The sequence below is a fragment of the Candidatus Xianfuyuplasma coldseepsis genome (assembly GCF_014023125.1).
In the GTDB taxonomy this organism is placed as follows: Bacteria; Bacillota_I; Bacilli_A; order Izemoplasmatales; family Izemoplasmataceae; genus Xianfuyuplasma; species Xianfuyuplasma coldseepsis.
The window spans coordinates 1,317,838-1,336,615 of the sequence record NZ_CP048914.1 but is presented as its reverse complement, the minus strand read 5'-3'; the positions used below and the strand labels follow the sequence as shown (position 1 = coordinate 1,336,615).

The following is an 18,778-nucleotide window of genomic DNA, read 5'->3' as shown; positions in this document are numbered from 1 at the left end:
ACCTCCTAGAAATAGAGATCGCGTTCACCTTTAATAATGCGATATATATTTGTTTTCAATTTGTCTTTTACAGTTTGATGCCGGATTTTTTCGGCATGATTGAAAATGAATTTTAATCCAGATTCGATTAGCTCTTGATCCCCATAGTCCATCACATATTCTGTCAACGTCATCAAGGCATTGGGTTCACAAATCAATCCAATCGTTCCCCCTTTTGCAAGTCGCATGAAGCGATCACCTGTACGTCCTTTGCGATAACACGCTGTACAATAGGAGGGAATCAGATTTCGCGAGATTAAATCCTTATTTACTTCAAGCACAGAGCGTTCATCCGATAGTTCAAATTGATCGGGTTCGTGTGCTTCTTCGATATCTTCATGATACCCACCAACATCTGTTTTACTTCCAGCACTGATTTGACTGACGCCACGTTGAATTAGTTCTTCTCGCATTTCTTTGGTTTCTCTAGTGCTTAAGATTAACCCCACATATGGCACTGCGAGTCGTAATACGGTTACCAGTCGTTTAAACTGCTCATCCGAAATAATATTGGGATAGTCTTCTAACGACATTCCTTCTGCTTTCTTCAAACGAGGAACACTGATGGTATGAAAACCAACCCCATACGTATCTTCCAAATATCGATTATGAATCAATAAGCTCATAACTTCAAATTTCCAGTTGGCAAGACCGAATAAAACCCCCGCACCTACATCATCAATCCCCGCTTCAAAGGCGCGATCAAAGGCGTGAAGATGATACTCATAATCCCCTTTGATACTTTTGGGATGTTGGTCCTTAAAGGCATCGGGATCATAAGTTTCTTGAAACAAGATATACGTTCCAATCCCTACGTCTTTTAACTTTTTATAGTCGTCTACAGTTGTTGCGGCAATATTGACATTAATACGACGGATGGAGGAGTTGTCATAAATGGTTTTAATCGATTCGACAACATAATCAATCGGTGTTTCTTTTGGTGACTCTCCCACTTCCAACGCTAAACGTTTATGACCAAGTTTTTCCAATGTGATTGCTTGTTCTTTGATGGCGCTTTGCGTTAGTTTTTTGCGTGGAAATTTATTGTCACGACGATAACCACAATATTTGCAATTGTTGACACAATAGTTGGATATATATAGGGGGGCAAAGATGACAACTCGACTACCATAAATCTCATCCTTCAAGCACCCAGCGATATCATAAATTTGTTCCAGTTGTTCTGGTTTGTGTGCATTTAGCAACATCGCAACATCCATATCATTTAGTCGTTTACGTTTCCTTGCTTTATCTAAAATGGCTTGGATTTCTTCGTCGGCTGGATGCCTTGCTGCCTGCAATAACTTGTTAATATAGTATTTATCAATCATCGTGCTCATCCTTCCCATGTATGAACATCACCGACGCTGAAATCAGCGATATGTCCAAATGCTTCAATTCGTTTTTTTGTGTTGTCCCGATTCGATTCATCGGTATCTTTTGCTAATTGTTTATTTTGATAGATTTGATAGGCTTCTAAATATTCTTTCGGACCGATGTTAGGCATCATCACATTCGCCCCAACAAAGAGGGCATTCTCGCGCCCCAGTTTATCCAATGTCCCCAAAGCGGTTGTAGCTGGCAACATCGCTTGTGGCAAAATCAATCGAACCAAGGCTAAGATGATGTACGTTTCGAGTAATGTGCCGGATTGATTGCCTCTCAGTAATGTGTCTTCATGACAAAGATAGGGACCAACCCCCACCATGTGTGGCTGTAATTGATGTAAGTAGAGTAAATCCTGGACAATATCGTCATTGGTTTGACTTGGGCTTCCGACCATACATCCTGATCCGGTTTGATACCCGATTACTTTCAGATTATCCAAACATTGACGACGATTTTCAAAACTTGAATCGTTAGGATGTAAATGTTCGTATAATCGTTTTGAAGCAGTCTCGTGACGCAGTAGATACCGATCTGCTCCTGCTTGATATAAAGCGATATACGAGGCAAAACTACGTTCTCCTAATGATAAAGAAATCCGTGAGTCGGGATAGGTTGTTTTAATTGATTTGATGACTTCACATAGAAATTCATCGGTTAACGCTGGATCTTCTCCCGCTTGTAACACAAACGTCTTATATCCAAGGTCATATCCCCGCCTACAGCATTCTAGGATTGTTTCTTTATCGAGACGATACCGCTGAACGTTCTTATTGGTACGATTAATACCACAATAATGACATCCCTTACTACAGTAATTACTAATTTCAATCAACCCTCGTAAAAAGACACGATTCTGATAGTAGGGTTGTTTTACTTTGTGGGCTGTATCAAATAAATACGAGGTATCTTCCACACAAATATGATCGAGCAAATACCGTAGATCATCTACGGGAATCATGTGTGTATCTGCTAGTTGATCAATCAGTTGTGCAATTCGTTTTTGAGTCATTGGATGTTGTTTTTTACCTGTTTTGATATTCGGTAAAATCGTGTTCATGCTATCACCTCGCCAACCCTATTATACATAGGTCAAATAAAAAACTCCGTAACATAGGTTACGAAGTTTGTTTAGAAATTAAAATAAATTTAAAAAATATTATAGGTCGCCAATCGGGCTATTTTCCGGACGAGTCAAGTTTCCAAAATAACTACACTGTTTATTGAATGACAAGACGATATTTTCTGTTGTTGTTGCTCCCTGACGGTTTTTCGCAATGATTAAATCAACGGTGTCCGGGCGTTTCGAATCTTGCTTTTTGTAGTAGTCATCGCGATACATGAATATGACGATATCCGCATCCTGTTCAATCGATCCAGAGTCCCGCAAATCCGCCATCATTGGGATTTTTTCCTCCCGGCGTTCAACGGCACGGGATAACTGGGACAATGCGACAACAGGGATTTTTAACTCTCGGGCCATCTCTTTTAGTGTCCGTGAGATTTCACTAACTTCCTGAACCCGGTTTTCCTGACGGGTCCCACTCAGAAGTTGAAGGTAGTCGACTATAACCAAATCCAATTTACGCTCTTGGGCTAGTTTTCGACATTTTTGACGAAGGTCGGTTACTTTAACCGTTCCACTGTCATCAAAGAGGACATTGAGACTGGATAGTTGTTCACGAGCCAACGAAATTTGTTGCCACTGGGAAGGGGTTAAGTCCCCGGTTCGAATGTTCATCGAGTGCACGCGACTCTCAGCACTTAACATCCGACTAACCAACTGATCCGATCCCATCTCTAGACTGAAGAATGCGACGTACGGGTGTTGCGGCATCTTTGCAACATTGGTTGCCAAGTTTAAGGCAAATGCCGATTTCCCCATCGATGGACGGGCAGCAATAATCACCAGTTCTGACGGTTGTAAACCGAGCGTATAATCATTCAACTGATTGAATCCGGTATCGAGTCCAGTTAATCGACCTTGATTATTTTTCGCACTCTCGGTTTTTTCGATAACTTGTTCAGCGACTTCACCAATTTTGACAAAATCGGTGGTTCGACGTTCTTTGGCAATGTCAAAAATCGTCTTTTCAGAGTTGTCTACAAAATCAATCGCATCGTCATTGGTATACCCATCTTCAATGATTTTTCGACATGCATCCATGATGCGACGGGTAATGGATTTATCCCGAACAATATTGATGTAGTTCGGCAAGTTGACGATCGATGGTACGGTGTTGATCAAACCGAGAATGTAATCAATTCCTCCAGCATCATTCAACAACCCTTTGGTTTCGAGTTTGTTTGCTAGGGTTGTGTAATCAATATCAATGGTCTCTTGAAACAACTCGACCATGGCGGTAAAGATTACTTTGTGCCGATACGTATAAAAATCATCACTCTCCAGCTTATCTACAAGCGTCTTCATCGCACCTTGATCGACGAAGACACTACCAAGTACCGATTGTTCCGCTTCTACATTATGAGGTGTAATTCGTTCCATGGTATCCCTCTATTCTTCGACGACTAATACCTCAATGGTCGCCGTAACGTTTTTGTGTAATTTTACTTCTACTTTATAATTCCCTAACGAGGCAATGTTTTGTTTTAAATCAATTTTCCGTTTGTCAATGGTAAGTTTATGCTGTTTTTTGAATTCCATGGCGATTTGTTTTGAATTGACTTTGCCAAACAGTTTACCATTCTCACCGATTTTGACAAATACTTTAACAGGAAGTTTCTCGATTTTTTCTTTTAACGCTTTCATCTCTTCGAGGGTTTTCCGTTCCACTTCTTCTTGCTTTGCTTTTTCGAGTTCAATCGAATGCAAGTTTTGCTGCGTTGCTTCAATCGCAATTTTACTGGATAGCAAGTAATTTCCATAGCCTGTGGCGACTTCGATGACTTGCCCTTTCTTTCCTTTGCCTTTTAGGTCTTTGATCAAAATTACTTTCATAGGTTTTTCCTCCGATACGGTTTCATTCAAGATTTGAATCAAATCCAGTCGTACTTGTTTGATGTCGTCGGTTTCAATCTGTGCACCAGCATTGTTTAAATGCCCGCCACCATTGAATTTCTCCATCACAACTTGAACATTGAAGCCTTCCAAGCTGCGCGCTGAGATCCCGACTGTTTGTGGACCGAGATAGCCAATTGCAAAGCTTGCGACTGTATCTTCAATTTCAAGTAAATCATCCGCCACTTTGGCGAGCAATGTCCGCGTTGGATTTAAATCACGCGGAATGATGACTATACTAAATCGTTTGTGAATCACTTCGGCTAAGGTAAGCAGTTGTGATTTCAGTTGTATTTCTTCCAATCCTGGACGTAAAATTGTTTTTACTTTAAAGGTATCTGCACCATATTTACGCAAGTATGCCGACGCTTCAAATGTTCGTGAACCAGTACGATACATAAAGTTATTGGTATCGACAATGATACCGCTCAACATAACCGTTGCTTCAAAATTATTCAGTTCGACATCTTTGGTTGTTAAATCGATCATTTCGGTAACCAATTCAACACTACTGGATGCATAGGGTTCAATATGGGAAATTAACGCACCATCGATCGCATCGTTTAATTTACGGTGATGGTCGATAATCACAAGATTTTTGGTTTTGCCAACTATTTTGGAATCCATGTTTTGACTGTACGAATGGTGATCGACTAAGATCAAGAGATCCTCTTTTGTAATAGTTTCCAATGCTTTGGCTGGCGTAATAATATAGTCTAAGAACGTGATGTATTCGTACTCCATCATTTGGAGAATTTTAAATACTGTCTTATCCAAATCATCACGATTGATGATAATTTTTGCGTCTTTATTGTAGGCTTGCGCCAACTTTAAAACACCAATTGCAGCGCCAAACGCATCGGTATCAGGATGATGGTGGGGCATGATGAAGACGCGTTGTTTTTCTTCAAACAATCGCTCTAATTTTTGGGTGTTAGTCCTTGTTGTAATTCGGGTTCGTTTTTCAGCGGTATTGGTATTTCCACCGAAGTACATCAAATCGTTACCTTCAATGTTAACAACGATTTGATCACCACCACGAGATAGGGCTAAATCGAGTGCATCGTTCGCAATATCACCGAGCTTGTTTAGTTTGATATTGCTACAGGCAATCCCTGCTGATAGGGTTACCAAGATGCCGTATTCCCGGGAAATCTCGGCGACAGTCTCGACAATTTTAAACTCATTTTTCACAAGGTTCATTAGTGTTTGTTTGTTCATGACCGCAATTAGTTTGGAATTCGTTAATGGGGTAATATAGAAACTGTATTCTTCTCCCCAAGCCTCCAAGACTTCCAAATACCGTCCTTGAACAAAACTACGATTACTGACATCAAGGACACTGATTGCATCATCTAAATTGTCTAAATTGAGCATTGCGATAACACCGACGCTGGCTTCATAACGTCGTTTTAGTTCCTCACGCTCGGTCACTTGTGTCAGATAGATGATTCGTTCGTCACGATCGATCTCGACTTCATATTCATGCGTATAGACTTTGGTCACAAACGTATCTTCATGGTACTTCCCAACTAAGTGATCGTAAATATCGGTATTCACCATTTCAAGGGTCCGTTGTTCTAAGACATTTTCAAAGATGTCTTTGCTATATCCATTGGCCCATTTGATATTATACCGTTGATCGTAGATGATTATCCCGATTGGTAAATCGTTTGCAATTCGTTTTTCAACGATGTCCTTTCGACTTAACGTATCTTTGGTATCATCCAATTTGTGGGTTAACCAGACAATTTTCTTGGTTTTTTTGCGTTGGATATATAGCTGAATAAAAACGTTGATGACAATAAACATCAACGCTGAAAAAATCCACACGAATGTTGGATAGTCGATCATTACATAATCGATGATTAGGGTTGCTACAATCCCTAAAATTATGAATACGAGATTGCGAATATCATTCATCAAACCACCTCGATTTGTTGTGATAATTATATCATAATCCATTGGATTTGTACAAATTAATATATATTTCAAAATATATATTACGAAAAAAAAGACCCCGTTTGGAGTCTATTCTTTGATATATGGTAAAAGTGCCATATGACGTGCTCGTTTAATCGCAGTTGCCAACTCAGCTTGATAGTTTGATTTGGTTCCTGTTACACGTCGTGGTAAGATTTTTCCACGATCACTAATGAATCGTTTTAATAAATCTACGTCTTTATAGTCGATATAGGTAACGTTATTGTCTGTAAAATAACATCTTTTTTTACGTCGTCTACGGAAATTACCTCTTGCCATGGATGTTCCTCCTTTTTACATAAATTAGAATGGTAAGTCGTCTTCTGAGACATCAATACGTGGTGTATTTTGTCGACGCTCTTGTTGTTGATCTTGGCGGTACCGATCATTGTTATCATACTGAGGTTGATCCTGTGGTTCATACTCAGATGTATCGGTTCCTTTTGGTTCTAAAAATTGGACGCTATCGCATACGATATCGGTTGTGTATTTACGAATTCCAGTTTCTTTATCGTCGTACGATCCGGTTTGAATTCGACCTTCAACACCTACTAAACTACCTTTGTGGACAAAACGAGCAACATTTTCTGCTTGTTTTCGCCAGGCAATACATTGAATAAAATCAGCTTCACGCTCTCCGTTAGGACCAGTGAATGTGCGGTTAACGGCGATGGTGAATCTGGTATAGGCAATGTTGCTAGATGTATAGCGTAATTCTGGATCTTTGGTTAGTCTTCCTACTAGGACACAACGATTAATCATAATTTACACTCCCTTATCTTTCGTCACGAATAATCAAATGACGAATAATGTCTTCACGGATACGTACAACACGATCAAACTCAGCTCGAGCTTCGTCGTTACAGTTGACGCTCAATACGACATAGTATCCTTTTTTATGCTTTTGAATCTCATAAGCAAGGTCTCTCATACCCCACTCGTTTACATCTAAAAGTTCGCCGCCACGAGATGTGAAAATCTCATTCAAGTCAGCGATGACTTGTGGACGTGCTTCTTCTAGGACTGTAGGACGAATGACATACATGATTTCGTATTTTCTCATTTATTTCTACCTCCTTTTGGTCTATTGGCTACTTGCGTAGCAAGGATGAGTCTAACTCACGCTTGACAATTATATCATACCGAGTAGATTCATGCAAGAAATTGATTATATTTATATAATCTGTATCGGTGCTAGTTCGATTATACCATATTACACTGATTTTGTAAGTTGGTTTTTAAAACATGTAACATGCTTTAAACCCCTCGTATAATATGTGTATAAGATCGTAATGATTTTATACACTTTTATTTTTTAAATCTTTTAAGCTTTATTTATTAGAAGGTCCTAGTGCTATAATGAAGATAGATATAGCTAAGGAAAGTGCTGTCACCCCTTGCGGTCAAACCGCTTGTAAAGCGTGCAAACCTGCTTATCATATGTAATTCTTTACCCGGTTGTTGTTTGAATGTCCACTACTCATTGAATCCACGTGGCCAGGAAATTCTTATGTGCGAGGCTGGAACCGTATGATAAGGCTAGGACCTTTTTATATCTAATTTATTCGATTGGCGGTGATAATAATATGACTCAAGAATTATCAACTTTATATGTCGGTATAGACGTATCTAAAGAATCAAATTATGTCTATATTACAGACTTTCATCAATCTTTTCACCAATCATTTAATACCGTGAATAATATTCATGGTGCTGAGTTAATTGAAACGAAATTACTAGAAATTCTTTATGATTCGGATTACTCGAATATCACTTGTGTACTCGAATCAACTGGAATCTATTCTGCTCACATTGCGACGTACTTATCTGCTTCTGAGAAACTCTTTAGGTATAATGTCTTGGTATACTGTATTAATCCTAAGATATCTCGTAATTATCGTGCTAGTTTTTCTGATATGGATAAAACAGATCCAAAAGACTCTTATATCCTAGCGGACATCGCAAGGGTCGGTAGAACCAAGGGTCTCACGCCTTTTAAAGGTTCTCAAAAACTTGCGCTTCAACGTCTTACACGACATCGAGTCCATCTTGCTGAGTTACTTTCAAAAGAGAAAACTTATGTATTAACCAACATCTATTTGAAATTCTCAGAATTTGGTAAACCGGATGCCAAGTTTACTTCTAATAATTGGAGTAATACTGCCTTATCTGTCTTAGAAGAATTCTCTTCACCTGAAGAAATTGTGAATACTTCTTTAGAGGATTTGGTTGCCTTCATCATGAAGTCTTCAAAAAACCGTTTCTCTAACCCTGAGGACGTTGCGACACTCTTAAAGAAAGCAGCTAGAGCTTCTTATCGACTTGACAAAGTTGCTTATGAACCAATCAATTACGCCATCTCTTCTAGTTTGATTATCATTCGTACTTATGAAACTGAAATCAAGAAGATTAATCAGTCAATAGAAGAATTAATGAGAGGTTTTGCCATTAATGAGTACATATCTTTACGTTCTATTCCCGGTATTGGACCAGTATATGCGGCAGGTATTCTTTCTGAAATAGGATCTATTCATCAGTTTAAAAACGAAGAATCTCTCGCGAAATACGCTGGAATTACCTGGCGTAAGAATCAATCAGGAAAATTTGAAGCGGATGATACTTCTATGACTAAAACAGGTAACCACTATCTTCGTTACTATTTAATTGAGGCTACCAATCTAGTTAAAAACTACGTGAGTTCCTACAATACCTATTATCAAAAGAAATATAACGAGGTGAATAATCATCAACACAAACGCGCACTCGCACTCACTACCCGTAAACTTATAAGGTTGATCTATGGATTAATGAGTAATGGTCAACTGTTCAATAAGAATTACTAACCGTTACCAATATTTTGTGAACCACCTAACCCCGTTAGGTCTTTTGATTATGCCTAGATTAAAAAATCTAGCTTTTTTTATTTATTTTCTCTCTTGACATCATTACCGGTTGCTTTTCAATCCAGTATTACTGGATTATTATTAAAGTAGGTGATGCCCATGAAAAAACTATTTGTAGCAATCGTCATATTCGAATCCCTTTTATTCCTTGTGAACCTTTTCCTCTGATGTGGCATTACCGATTATATATTTTTCATAAAAGGACAGCACTCTCCCCAAGTGTTGTCCTTTTTGTCTATTGTTCAATGAATGAAAATATATCCAATTGCATATCCCGAGGAACGTTATGATCGGTATCATATACCGTCATCGTCATTCGGGCGTTTTTATGTGTTTCATAAAACTGTTTCGTCGGTTCCATCGGTACCACTTGATCGTGTGATCCACACGCAATAAACATCGATTCATAATGCATTTTATGCAATCTTGATATCGGATTGATCGATTCAATAAAATCCACCTTATCCTTGGTGAAATAGGCATCAAGATTCAGTCCTGTCGCACCTACCGTATAGCGTGCTAGCGTATGAAAATCCGGGGTACTGATTACTGGAACCAACTTCCGTACATGGGTTGTTTTTGTGGCTAAATAATAGGCAATCATCCCCCCAAGACTAACCCCAATGATATCAAATGTTGGAAACAGCTTGCGATAGGCATTGTGATGAATTCGGATAATATCCAAAGCGGTTCGTTTAACAACAATGAATGCTTCATCCAGTCGATCTTGTGCGGTACCGGAGATATACGGTTCAGCGATTCGCTCGCCATGCTTATAGGCATCAATAGCGACAACAAAATAACCCTTTCTAGCAAGGGTTAGCGCAAGATAATCCGAGCCATACTCTTTCGTGGATTCATACCCATGTTGAATAAACACCAACCCTTTGTGGGTTGATTGCTCTTGATAATATTCCAACACAGGGATTTGCTCAATGAATCTACTTTGGAGAATGACTCTCATCGTTCAACAACTCCATTCGAACTTGATTGAGGGCAAAAATCACTGCACGATACCGTATCATTTGGCGATCGCCATTAAATACTTTACGATAAACCGTTGTGTTTCCCTTGTGGGTAATCGCAAAATATACTAGACCGACCGGTTTATCCTCAGTACCCCCACCAGGTCCAGCGATACCACTGATGCTAACGGTGATATCACTCGCGGTTTTTTCGTATAGGTGTTCTGCCATTTCATAGACGCATTCTGGACTTACAGCTCCATGTTTGGCGAGTGTTTCCTCCTGCACATCCAAATACTTCATTTTTGCTTCATTGCTGTATACAACCAATCCTTCTTGAAAAGCATTGGAACTTCCAGGGACATTGACCAACTGACTAGCTAGCATGCCACCAGTACAACTTTCGGCAACGCTAATCAATTTATTTTGTTGTCGTAATAATTCAATTACAACACCTTCTAAGGTATCTTCCAATCCCCCATAAATAAATTCGTTAAACTTATTGAAGAAGTCCTTCATACACCGATCCAGTGCATCGGTATCGTTGCTGGTGAAAATGTACTTAATTTCACCAACGTTTGCATAGGGGGCAACGTTTACTTTGGGATGTACACCATAAAATCCTTTTAGATTGTTCTCCATCGATGATTCCCCGGTTCCAACCAACTTATATCCCCTAGAAATAAGATTGATATCCAACTCATCTTTTATGATATCAATCGCCTGATTTAAGACTGGTATCATTTCATGGGGAGGCCCCGGAAGTAGAATAATCGTTTGTTTTCCAACTTTAAAATAGACTCCAGGAGCGGTTCCTAAATCATTATCCAGTTTAATCGAATCCTTGGGAAACAACGCTTGTTTGTTGTTGGTGTCTTTCATCTCCACTTCTGCCCGATCAAAATAGTACTTGATTTTATCGAGGACATCTTGATCCATATACGTTTCAACACCATAGTAGTTAATGACTGTTTCACGTGTGATATCATCCACCGTTGGACCCAGTCCACCGGTGAATATTATTAAGTCTTCCGTCATAAAATCTAAAATCGTTTTAAACTCTTTCTTCAGATCATCAATCACATAACTACGATTGACATCAATCCCAATCGATTTTAGTTTTAACGCGATCGTTCGCAAGTTGGTATTGACAGTCCGTCCAGTTAAAATTTCCTTCCCTACGGTTACAACTGCTGTTCTCATCTAATCATCCTCTTCTTCTAGTATTCTTGCTGATCCACCAACCCATACCGCATTGATGGTAGCTTGCGTAATATCTAATTTCGCGATGATTTCCGATGGTTGATTCATCGCGTATCCTTGTCGTAAAATCCAATTCTCTTTTCTTGTTTTATGATGAGCTAAATAGGAAGCCAATGCACCATTGGATGTCCCTGTCGCACTCTCTTCATCAATGCCGAGAATCGGGGCGAAATTGCGACCGTAAGCATCCACATCTAAAGCCAATGCAAAGGCATGAACTCCAATAACATGATACTGTTTCGACAAGGCAACAATCGCATCGAAATCAGGGTTCAACTGATGAAGTAATTCGACGGATTTTACCGGGACAAAGATTTCTCGTAACGCCGTACTGACAATTTGAATCGGTAGCGTTTGATCAAGAAAATCGTTATTCTGGAAACAAGGCTTTAGTTCGTCCGCTGATATGGTTTCGCCAAATACGGGGGTGTTTTGCTCCATAAATACCTGCTTCTCTTGAACATCGAGTCGCAAGATTCCTGCTTTTGTTTCTTGATGGTATATTCCCAGTGAGATAATTCCTTTATCCCGCAACAGATTAAATGTAGCAATGGTTGCATGTCCACATAAATCCACTTCTTCAAGAGGTGTAAAAAAACGCACATTGAAATCCGCCTGTGTACTCGGAAATACAAACGCTGTTTCACTATATCCAACCGTATGAGCGATTGTTTGCATCATTTGATCGGTTAATCCCTGGGTATCCAAAACAACACCGGCCTTATTGCCACCTTGAGGGGACTTAGGGAATGCACTTAATCGATAGATTTTCATTGTCTTCACCACTATTTATTATACACGAAAACACAAGATTTATCACAAAAAAACATGTACAAAATTGTACATGTTATACGTTGAATAAGAAATGCATGACGTCACCATCATGGACAACGTATTCTTTTCCTTCCAATCTCATTTTTCCAGCTTCTTTTGCGCCATGTTCTCCATGATACTCGATAAAATCGACATACTTGATTGTTTCAGCACGAATAAAGCCTTTTTCAAAATCACTGTGGATCACACCAGCACATGTCGGTGCCTTAGATCCCTTCTTAAAGGTCCATGCTCGTACTTCTTTTGGACCTGCTGTGAAGAACGTTTCTAATCCAAGCAACGAATAACTATGTTTCACGAGTTGATCGAGTCCGCTTTCAACAACGCCAAGTTCTTCTAAAAACATCGCCTTTTCATCGGCTTCTAACTCGGACAGTTCCGCTTCAATTTTGGCACTGATAACCACCATATCCGCATTATCTGTTCGAGCAAACTCCTCAATTTGTTTCACGTAGGGATTATCGGCATAGTCGGCAATATCATTTTCATCAATATTCGCCACATATAGCATCGGTTTTTGTGTCAAGAAATTGAAGGGTTTTATCGTCCGTAGTTCTCCGGCACTAAAGGACATGGTTCGAATTGGTTGATTGTTTAATAATGTCTCGTGAATGGTTTTTAATACCGCATATTCTTGAACACTATCTTGATCAACTTTCATGACGGCTTTTTTCTCGATTTTTGGTAATCGCTTTTCAACAACTTCCAAATCGGCAAAGATCAATTCGAGATTGATTGTTTCAATATCGCGAATTGGATCCACAGCCCCATCAACATGGGTGACGTTTTCATCATCAAAGGCCCGAACGACTTGGACAATCGCATCGACTTCACGAATATGACTTAAGAACTTATTACCTAGCCCTTCACCTTTGCTAGAACCTTTAACTATTCCGGCGATGTCGGTGAACTCAAATATAGTTGGTATGGTTTTCTTTGGTTGAACAAGCTCGGTTAATTTATCCAATCGTACATCCGGTACTTCTACAACACCAACATTCGGATCAATGGTCGCAAACGGATAGTTTGCAGCCAGTGCTCCAGCTTTGGTAATTGCATTGAATAATGTTGACTTACCGACATTTGGTAATCCAACAATTCCAGCGGTTAATCCCATATGATCAACTCCTTCTTTTTGACTTATTCATTGTACTAAATTTAGTGGTATTTGACAAGAAGAAAAGCAAATCCGAAGATTTGCTTTTGTTATTCTGTAGGTAAGTCATCCGGATGTAATCCGAGTACTGCCGTAGAGCTTTCATATTCCACATCTTCGCGGATATAGCGGAGTTGAATCGTATCGGTTACATTCGAATTCAAAATCGCTTCACGAAGATCATTAAAATTCCAAATATCTAGATATTCTTCCATGCCTGTGGATAGATTTTTATATCCGGTAATAACATCGCCATCACGCAGTCCAGCATCTTCTGCTGCACCACCTTCAACAATGTTGATACATACCCCGTAATCAAGTCCACAATCATTGACTTGAACGTAGGAGGTTATACCGAGGTAAGGACGTTGAATGATTCCATCATCTTCCAAATCGTCAATAACCCGTTGCACGGTGTTGGATGGAATGGCAAATCCAATTCCTGATACATCATCAGTGACAATTTTCATGTTATTGATACCGACCAATTTTCCTTCTAAATCGACTAAAGCACCACCACTATTACCGGGGCTAATAGCCGCATCGTGTTGCAATAATGTCGCATCAAAGACATCATCATTTTGAACATAACGAGCTGTACCACTAATAACTCCCATAGTAACCGTACCATAATAATCAAATCCGAGTGGATTACCGATGGCAAACACAAAATCTCCTTCGGTTATCTCATAGGAATCAGCAAACTCAATAACGGTAAAATCAACATCGGAGGTAAACTTCAATACGGCAATATCCGTCGTTGCATCCATTCCAATCACTTCAACACTTATCGCTGGAATTGTAAATAACAAACTATTCTTTTCATACACTATCGCTACTTCTGTGGAGCCTTCAATAACGTGCTCATTGGTTACCACATAGTATTCATCACCATCTTTTTTATAGATGACACCACTACCAGATGAACTCTCATCTTCATTGATACTTGCAACTACGCCAACAACACCATCTTTAACTTCAGCAAGCACGGTTGTTATATCAAGCTGGAAATTTTCAATTGAATAACTTACAGCAACATCGCTTAACGCAATCATTTCGGCAATCAGATCTTCGAGTTCTGTTTGTGTATAAATCGTAGCAACACTTGATTCTAGAATCAGTTGTTCAATCAAATCCTCAATTTCTTGATCCGTAAGTGTGGTTGCAACAACAGTTGTTGCAACATACTCTTCAATGATGGCCTTGATTTCATCTTCTGTGTATACGTTATCTTGTTGTTCTTCAAACACATCTTCAATCAAATCACGCAATTCACTCTCTGTATACGATGTATCAATTTCATCTGGAATTGGTACACAAGCGGTTAATCCAACCCCAAAGACTAAAACGGTAATCATTAATGCAATTTTTTTCATCATTCTTCAACTCCTATATTCGAAATAAGTTCTTCGCATTTGCCGTCGTTACCTCGGCAATGGTGTGATAGGGAACTTCTTTAATTTTCGCAATTTCTTCGGCGACGAGTTTCACCCGTGCTGGTTCGTTTTGTTTGCCCCGAAAGGGATGTGGTGACAAATACGGTGAATCGGTCTCCACAAGTAATTTATCTAGTGGTACAACCTTGGCTACTGCCTTCGGTTTATGCCCGTTTTTAAAGGTTACCGGACCACCTAAGGAGATATGTAAACCCAGTTCAATGAATAGGGGAACCATCTCGGCACTACCACTATACGAATGCATGATACCGCGTAACCCTGAATAATTACTTAAGACATTATACGTTGCCTCACTCGCATCACGCATGTGGATGACAAGTGGTTTATCATACGTTTTAGATAGTTCAATCTGACGTTCAAATACTGCAACCTGTGCATCGATATGATCCTTATCCCAATAGAAGTCCAGACCACATTCACCCACACCAACCACTTCATCTAATTGTAGTTGTTCCTCCAATAATTGAAAATCTTGGTCGGTAATATTTTTTGCTTCAGTCGGATGGTACCCAACCGTTGCATAAATAAATGGATACTGTCTTGCAAGGGCAATGGCCTTCTTATTCGTAGGTATATCATAGCCAACGACAATCATGATTTTTACATCGTTTTTTACGGCGCGTTCAATCACATCATTAACGGTATTTACAAACTGTTTACTATTCAGATGTACATGGGTATCAATTAACATTTTTATCACCTTGCACCTATTATAACAAACAAATGCGAATATTTAATGGAAAATGTACTAAAAAAGCGAATATATCTTATGATATAATACAATAATAGGAGGGTTTATTATGGATTATATCGTTGCGAGAGAGCTGAACTATTTATATATTTACCTCGACATTGTTTTTTTAGTTATATTAGGATATTTTTTAATTCGAAAGAATCGTCTATTGGCGTTTTGGTTCGGTGTCGCCGGAGCATTGATCTATTTCGTGGTTGATTATGGTGGATTCTATCTCCTCTTAGGTACTAGAAATGTAGACGGAGCACATACGATGTGGTTCTTACTCTGGTTATCGACAAGTTATGGCTTTACCAATTTTGTCTGGATTTGGTTATTTCTCGATCGTGATAAATCCATTCGTCAATGGTCTCTTCTCATTGTTGGTGGGTGGTTGCTTGTTGCATTTGTATCGCAATCACTTGGCCAATCATTTGGTGTGATAAACATCTCCCGAATGACAGGAAGTTATCATTGGTTCATGTTGTTAATACTAGTGATTGGATACGGATTCTATATCTATCAAAACTGGGGTGACAACAATCTATTGAAACAAATTCTATATCTATTGTTTATCGGTATTGTTGTTCAATTCTCTTGGGAAGCGGTCTTACTGGTGTCGGGTATCCGACCCTTAGGCATGAATCCAATCGTTTTCAATTCGCTGTTAGAAACAAATCTCGGTATTCCCTACCTCTATTTTATCCATCGTTACCTTGTTACCAAACGAGAATTAGTCCCCGCATAAACAAACGACAATATCGCATGTGATATTGTCGTTTTATTGTAGTTGTATTACGCGAGCATGTAACGCAATCGCATCATCAATGTCATGTGTAACGATAATCGTTGTTATATTAAACTGTTTTAGAATGCGAAGGATGTCTAGTCGGATGCTCTGCTTTAGTTCTTGGTCTAACGCTGTGAACGGTTCATCTAGCAATAAAATCTTTGGTTTCGTTACAAGACTTCGCGCAATCGCTGCACGTTGTTTTTGGCCACCACTAATTTCATGAGGATACCGGTCTAATAACTCTAGGATATCCACTTTCTTCGCAACTTCTTCACAACGTTCTTTTTTCATTGCAGATGACATATTAAACAATCCATATTCGATGTTTTTACGAATTGTCAGATGCGGAAAGAGGGCGTGATTCTGAAAAACGAGACCTACATTTCGTTTTGATGTCGGAACGTTGTTCACAATGTTCCCATCAATCACAACATCGCCAGATTGTGGTGTTTCTAATCCAGCAATGACACGAAGGATTGAGGACTTTCCACTCCCACTTCTACCCAAAATAGCGACGATTTCCCCTTTATCTACATCGATGTTGAAATCGTCTAGTATCGGTTGTTTCTTATCATATGAAAACTGTATGTTATGGAGTTTTAACACGTTTGGAACCTCCTTCGAGATACAGGATTAAGAGGGTACACATGGCGATGATGACAAGCGATGGAAAGGCTGCAATGTTAATCATTTCATTTCCCGCATAGCGATACACTTCGGTAGACAGTGTTTTGAAATTAAATGGTCGTAAGCTATAGACAATTGTTAATTCTTTCGCCATATCGATGAATAGAATAATCGCAACGGCAATGATACTTTTTGATAACATCGGTATGGTCACACGCACCATAGTCGACAGTTTCGATTCACCCAATGTTTCCGACGCTTCAAGGAGGTGATGGTTCATTTTTGAGTATGCACTTAATAAATTTGTATACGCTACAGAGAAAAACTTCACGAAAAATCCAAATAAAATAATTGCGATCGTTGAGGTGAACAGCATCCGGTTTAACCCAACACCTTGAAACATATGGTATAACCATTGATCAACGCGAATCAATAAGATATAAATCCCCAGCGCTAAAACCATTGAAGGAACCATATATCCTATCGTTGAAACACTCGACAGAAGGTGTTTTTTTGCGCCTTTTATGTAGATAGTGATCGTAGCTAAAAGGAGTGCTACTATAATAATGATAATCGTTGAAACGACGGTTATTAGCAGCGTATTAAAAGTAATTTCAATGATATCCAACCGTTCGATATACGCCGTATTCATAATGACAGATACTAACATTTGCGTGATTGGAAGAATCGTTGCAAGAACAATGATTGTACCAATAAATACGTAAATTATGTACATCATTGATTTTGATGGATTGTATCGCCTTATCGGACGATGAATGACGTCTGCGCTACTGTATCGTTTTTGTCGACGTGAAACTCGCTCAATAAAAATCAGTACAAACATAATCATCAAGATATATACCGATAGTTTCGATGCACTGATAAAATCACCATTGGAAAACCATGCGAGATTAATATACCTTGATAACGTCAGTACCCCATAATACTCCACAACGGCGAAATCGGATAACGTCTCAAATATGGCAAATAACACCGATCCAATAATCACCGGTCTTGACAATGGTAGAATGATCTTAATAAATAGTTTCAAGTGCTGGCCACCAAGTGTTTCAGAAGCCTCGATATAATCGGTAATATGTTTACTCAAGTATGATTTTGATGCCAAATACACGTAGGGATATAGGAAGAACGAATAAATAAAGACCGCTCCATTCATCATAAAATCAGCCCGTAATATCGCTTCTAAAAACGGTATGTAATGAAATATATTTGTATACGTGTATGCTGCTACATAAACGGGAATTCCAAGTGGTAACACCAACAAAACATTAATCACTTTTCGAAATTTTATCTCATAAAAAGTCAGAAAGTAGGCAGCTATGAATCCTACAAAAGCTGACAATAAACCAACTTTGATAATCAGTTCTATTGTTGCAACAACACTTGTGACTAATATGTTGTTTTGTAGTAATGTCTGATAGTATAAACTACGTGGTTCTAACGCATTTAAACCAATGCGTAGAAGTGGCAGTACGATTACCAAAGGAACAAGAAAGCCAACAACGACAAAGATTGTTCGATCGTGTAATCTACGGATAATACGTTGCATCAGTCTCACTCCTTTTGTAAATTGGTAAAAGAGAGAAAAATTCTCTCTTT

Annotated in this window: 17 protein-coding genes; 2 read left to right on the top strand and 15 right to left on the bottom strand. The window is 39.0% G+C overall.

Translation table 11 applies throughout. The annotated features are described in order from the left end of the window. Positions 1–5: 5 nt before the first annotated feature. The 7 genes from hydG to rpsF all read right to left on the bottom strand — a co-directional run bounded on the left by hydG (position 6) and on the right by rpsF (position 7,490). The gene (gene hydG, locus G4Z02_RS06385) at positions 6–1,370 is read right to left on the bottom strand and encodes a [FeFe] hydrogenase H-cluster radical SAM maturase HydG (protein ID WP_258877189.1); all 1,365 of its coding nucleotides are present in this window, start codon (positions 1,368–1,370) and stop codon (positions 6–8) included. Between the two features lie 5 nt (positions 1,371–1,375). Then, positions 1,376–2,422 carry a [FeFe] hydrogenase H-cluster radical SAM maturase HydE gene (gene hydE / locus G4Z02_RS06380; RefSeq protein WP_420885520.1) on the bottom strand — a complete coding sequence of 349 codons (1,047 nt, stop codon included), beginning with the start codon at positions 2,420–2,422 and terminating at the stop codon, positions 1,376–1,378. Positions 2,423–2,584: 162 nt separating this feature from the next. Further along, entirely contained in the window at positions 2,585–3,931 is a 1,347-nt protein-coding gene (gene dnaB / locus G4Z02_RS06375; protein ID WP_258877187.1) for a replicative DNA helicase, read from the bottom strand. Between the two features lie 9 nt (positions 3,932–3,940). Beyond that, complete coding sequence (gene rplI / locus G4Z02_RS06370; protein ID WP_258877186.1) at positions 3,941–6,367, bottom strand: 50S ribosomal protein L9; 2,427 nt, start codon at positions 6,365–6,367, stop codon at positions 3,941–3,943. 108 nt (positions 6,368–6,475) lie between these two features. After that, positions 6,476–6,706 carry a 30S ribosomal protein S18 gene (gene rpsR / locus G4Z02_RS06365; RefSeq protein ID WP_258877185.1) on the bottom strand — a complete coding sequence of 77 codons (231 nt, stop codon included), beginning with the start codon at positions 6,704–6,706 and terminating at the stop codon, positions 6,476–6,478. A 24-nt stretch (positions 6,707–6,730) separates the two neighbouring features. After that, the gene (ssb, locus tag G4Z02_RS06360) at positions 6,731–7,189 is read right to left on the bottom strand and encodes a single-stranded DNA-binding protein (RefSeq protein ID WP_258877184.1); all 459 of its coding nucleotides are present in this window, start codon (positions 7,187–7,189) and stop codon (positions 6,731–6,733) included. A 13-nt stretch (positions 7,190–7,202) separates the two neighbouring features. Next, positions 7,203–7,490, bottom strand: a complete 288-nt coding sequence (rpsF, locus tag G4Z02_RS06355) for a 30S ribosomal protein S6 (protein WP_258877183.1) — start codon at positions 7,488–7,490, stop codon at positions 7,203–7,205. A 523-nt stretch (positions 7,491–8,013) separates the two neighbouring features. Here rpsF and G4Z02_RS06350 point away from each other — a divergent pair. Continuing rightward, positions 8,014–9,270 carry an IS110 family RNA-guided transposase gene (locus tag G4Z02_RS06350; protein ID WP_258877182.1) on the top strand — a complete coding sequence of 419 codons (1,257 nt, stop codon included), beginning with the start codon at positions 8,014–8,016 and terminating at the stop codon, positions 9,268–9,270. Between the two features lie 295 nt (positions 9,271–9,565). Here G4Z02_RS06350 and G4Z02_RS06345 read toward each other — a convergent pair whose 3' ends face one another. The 6 genes from G4Z02_RS06345 to G4Z02_RS06320 all read right to left on the bottom strand — a co-directional run bounded on the left by G4Z02_RS06345 (position 9,566) and on the right by G4Z02_RS06320 (position 15,696). Continuing rightward, positions 9,566–10,294, bottom strand: a complete 729-nt coding sequence (locus G4Z02_RS06345; protein WP_258877181.1) for an alpha/beta hydrolase family protein — start codon at positions 10,292–10,294, stop codon at positions 9,566–9,568. Further along, positions 10,272–11,498 (bottom strand): competence/damage-inducible protein A, encoded by a 1,227-nt coding sequence (locus G4Z02_RS06340; RefSeq protein ID WP_258877179.1) that lies wholly within the window; start codon positions 11,496–11,498, stop codon positions 10,272–10,274. The genes G4Z02_RS06345 and G4Z02_RS06340 overlap by 23 nt, the downstream gene beginning before the upstream one ends. Continuing rightward, positions 11,499–12,332, bottom strand: a complete 834-nt coding sequence (locus G4Z02_RS06335; protein WP_258877178.1) for a PhzF family phenazine biosynthesis protein — start codon at positions 12,330–12,332, stop codon at positions 11,499–11,501. A 73-nt stretch (positions 12,333–12,405) separates the two neighbouring features. Next, entirely contained in the window at positions 12,406–13,509 is a 1,104-nt protein-coding gene (gene ychF / locus G4Z02_RS06330; protein ID WP_258877177.1) for a redox-regulated ATPase YchF, read from the bottom strand. Positions 13,510–13,598: 89 nt separating this feature from the next. Beyond that, positions 13,599–14,927: a S1C family serine protease gene (locus G4Z02_RS06325; RefSeq protein ID WP_258877176.1), complete on the bottom strand. Its 1,329-nt coding sequence runs from the start codon at positions 14,925–14,927 to the stop codon at positions 13,599–13,601. Positions 14,928–14,937: 10 nt separating this feature from the next. Beyond that, positions 14,938–15,696: a TatD family hydrolase gene (locus G4Z02_RS06320; protein ID WP_258877175.1), complete on the bottom strand. Its 759-nt coding sequence runs from the start codon at positions 15,694–15,696 to the stop codon at positions 14,938–14,940. Between the two features lie 109 nt (positions 15,697–15,805). Between G4Z02_RS06320 and G4Z02_RS06315 the strand changes: the two genes are divergently transcribed. Further along, the gene (locus tag G4Z02_RS06315; protein WP_258877174.1) at positions 15,806–16,486 is read left to right on the top strand and encodes a hypothetical protein; all 681 of its coding nucleotides are present in this window, start codon (positions 15,806–15,808) and stop codon (positions 16,484–16,486) included. 33 nt (positions 16,487–16,519) lie between these two features. Here the strand turns inward: G4Z02_RS06315 and G4Z02_RS06310 are convergent, their stop codons facing one another. Then, entirely contained in the window at positions 16,520–17,137 is a 618-nt protein-coding gene (locus G4Z02_RS06310) for an ABC transporter ATP-binding protein (protein WP_258877173.1), read from the bottom strand. Next, positions 17,121–18,728, bottom strand: a complete 1,608-nt coding sequence (locus tag G4Z02_RS06305) for an ABC transporter permease (RefSeq protein ID WP_258877172.1) — start codon at positions 18,726–18,728, stop codon at positions 17,121–17,123. The genes G4Z02_RS06310 and G4Z02_RS06305 overlap by 17 nt, the downstream gene beginning before the upstream one ends. Positions 18,729–18,778: the final 50 nt, after the last annotated feature.

Coding starts and splice junctions, on each gene's coding strand:
- G4Z02_RS06345 (WP_258877181.1), bottom strand. CDS start 10,294: ATGAGAGTCATTCTCCAAAGTAGATTCATTGAGCAAATCCCTGTGTTG.
- G4Z02_RS06340 (WP_258877179.1), bottom strand. CDS start 11,498: ATGAGAACAGCAGTTGTAACCGTAGGGAAGGAAATTTTAACTGGACGG.
- rpsR (WP_258877185.1), bottom strand. CDS start 6,706: ATGGCAAGAGGTAATTTCCGTAGACGACGTAAAAAAAGATGTTATTTT.
- G4Z02_RS06325 (WP_258877176.1), bottom strand. CDS start 14,927: ATGATGAAAAAAATTGCATTAATGATTACCGTTTTAGTCTTTGGGGTT.
- hydG (WP_258877189.1), bottom strand. CDS start 1,370: ATGATTGATAAATACTATATTAACAAGTTATTGCAGGCAGCAAGGCAT.
- rplI (WP_258877186.1), bottom strand. CDS start 6,367: ATGAATGATATTCGCAATCTCGTATTCATAATTTTAGGGATTGTAGCA.
- G4Z02_RS06320 (WP_258877175.1), bottom strand. CDS start 15,696: ATGTTAATTGATACCCATGTACATCTGAATAGTAAACAGTTTGTAAAT.
- rpsF (WP_258877183.1), bottom strand. CDS start 7,490: ATGAGAAAATACGAAATCATGTATGTCATTCGTCCTACAGTCCTAGAA.
- ychF (WP_258877177.1), bottom strand. CDS start 13,509: ATGGGATTAACCGCTGGAATTGTTGGATTACCAAATGTCGGTAAGTCA.
- dnaB (WP_258877187.1), bottom strand. CDS start 3,931: ATGGAACGAATTACACCTCATAATGTAGAAGCGGAACAATCGGTACTT.
- G4Z02_RS06315 (WP_258877174.1), top strand. CDS start 15,806: ATGGATTATATCGTTGCGAGAGAGCTGAACTATTTATATATTTACCTC.
- ssb (WP_258877184.1), bottom strand. CDS start 7,189: ATGATTAATCGTTGTGTCCTAGTAGGAAGACTAACCAAAGATCCAGAA.
- G4Z02_RS06350 (WP_258877182.1), top strand. CDS start 8,014: ATGACTCAAGAATTATCAACTTTATATGTCGGTATAGACGTATCTAAA.
- G4Z02_RS06305 (WP_258877172.1), bottom strand. CDS start 18,728: ATGCAACGTATTATCCGTAGATTACACGATCGAACAATCTTTGTCGTT.
- G4Z02_RS06335 (WP_258877178.1), bottom strand. CDS start 12,332: ATGAAAATCTATCGATTAAGTGCATTCCCTAAGTCCCCTCAAGGTGGC.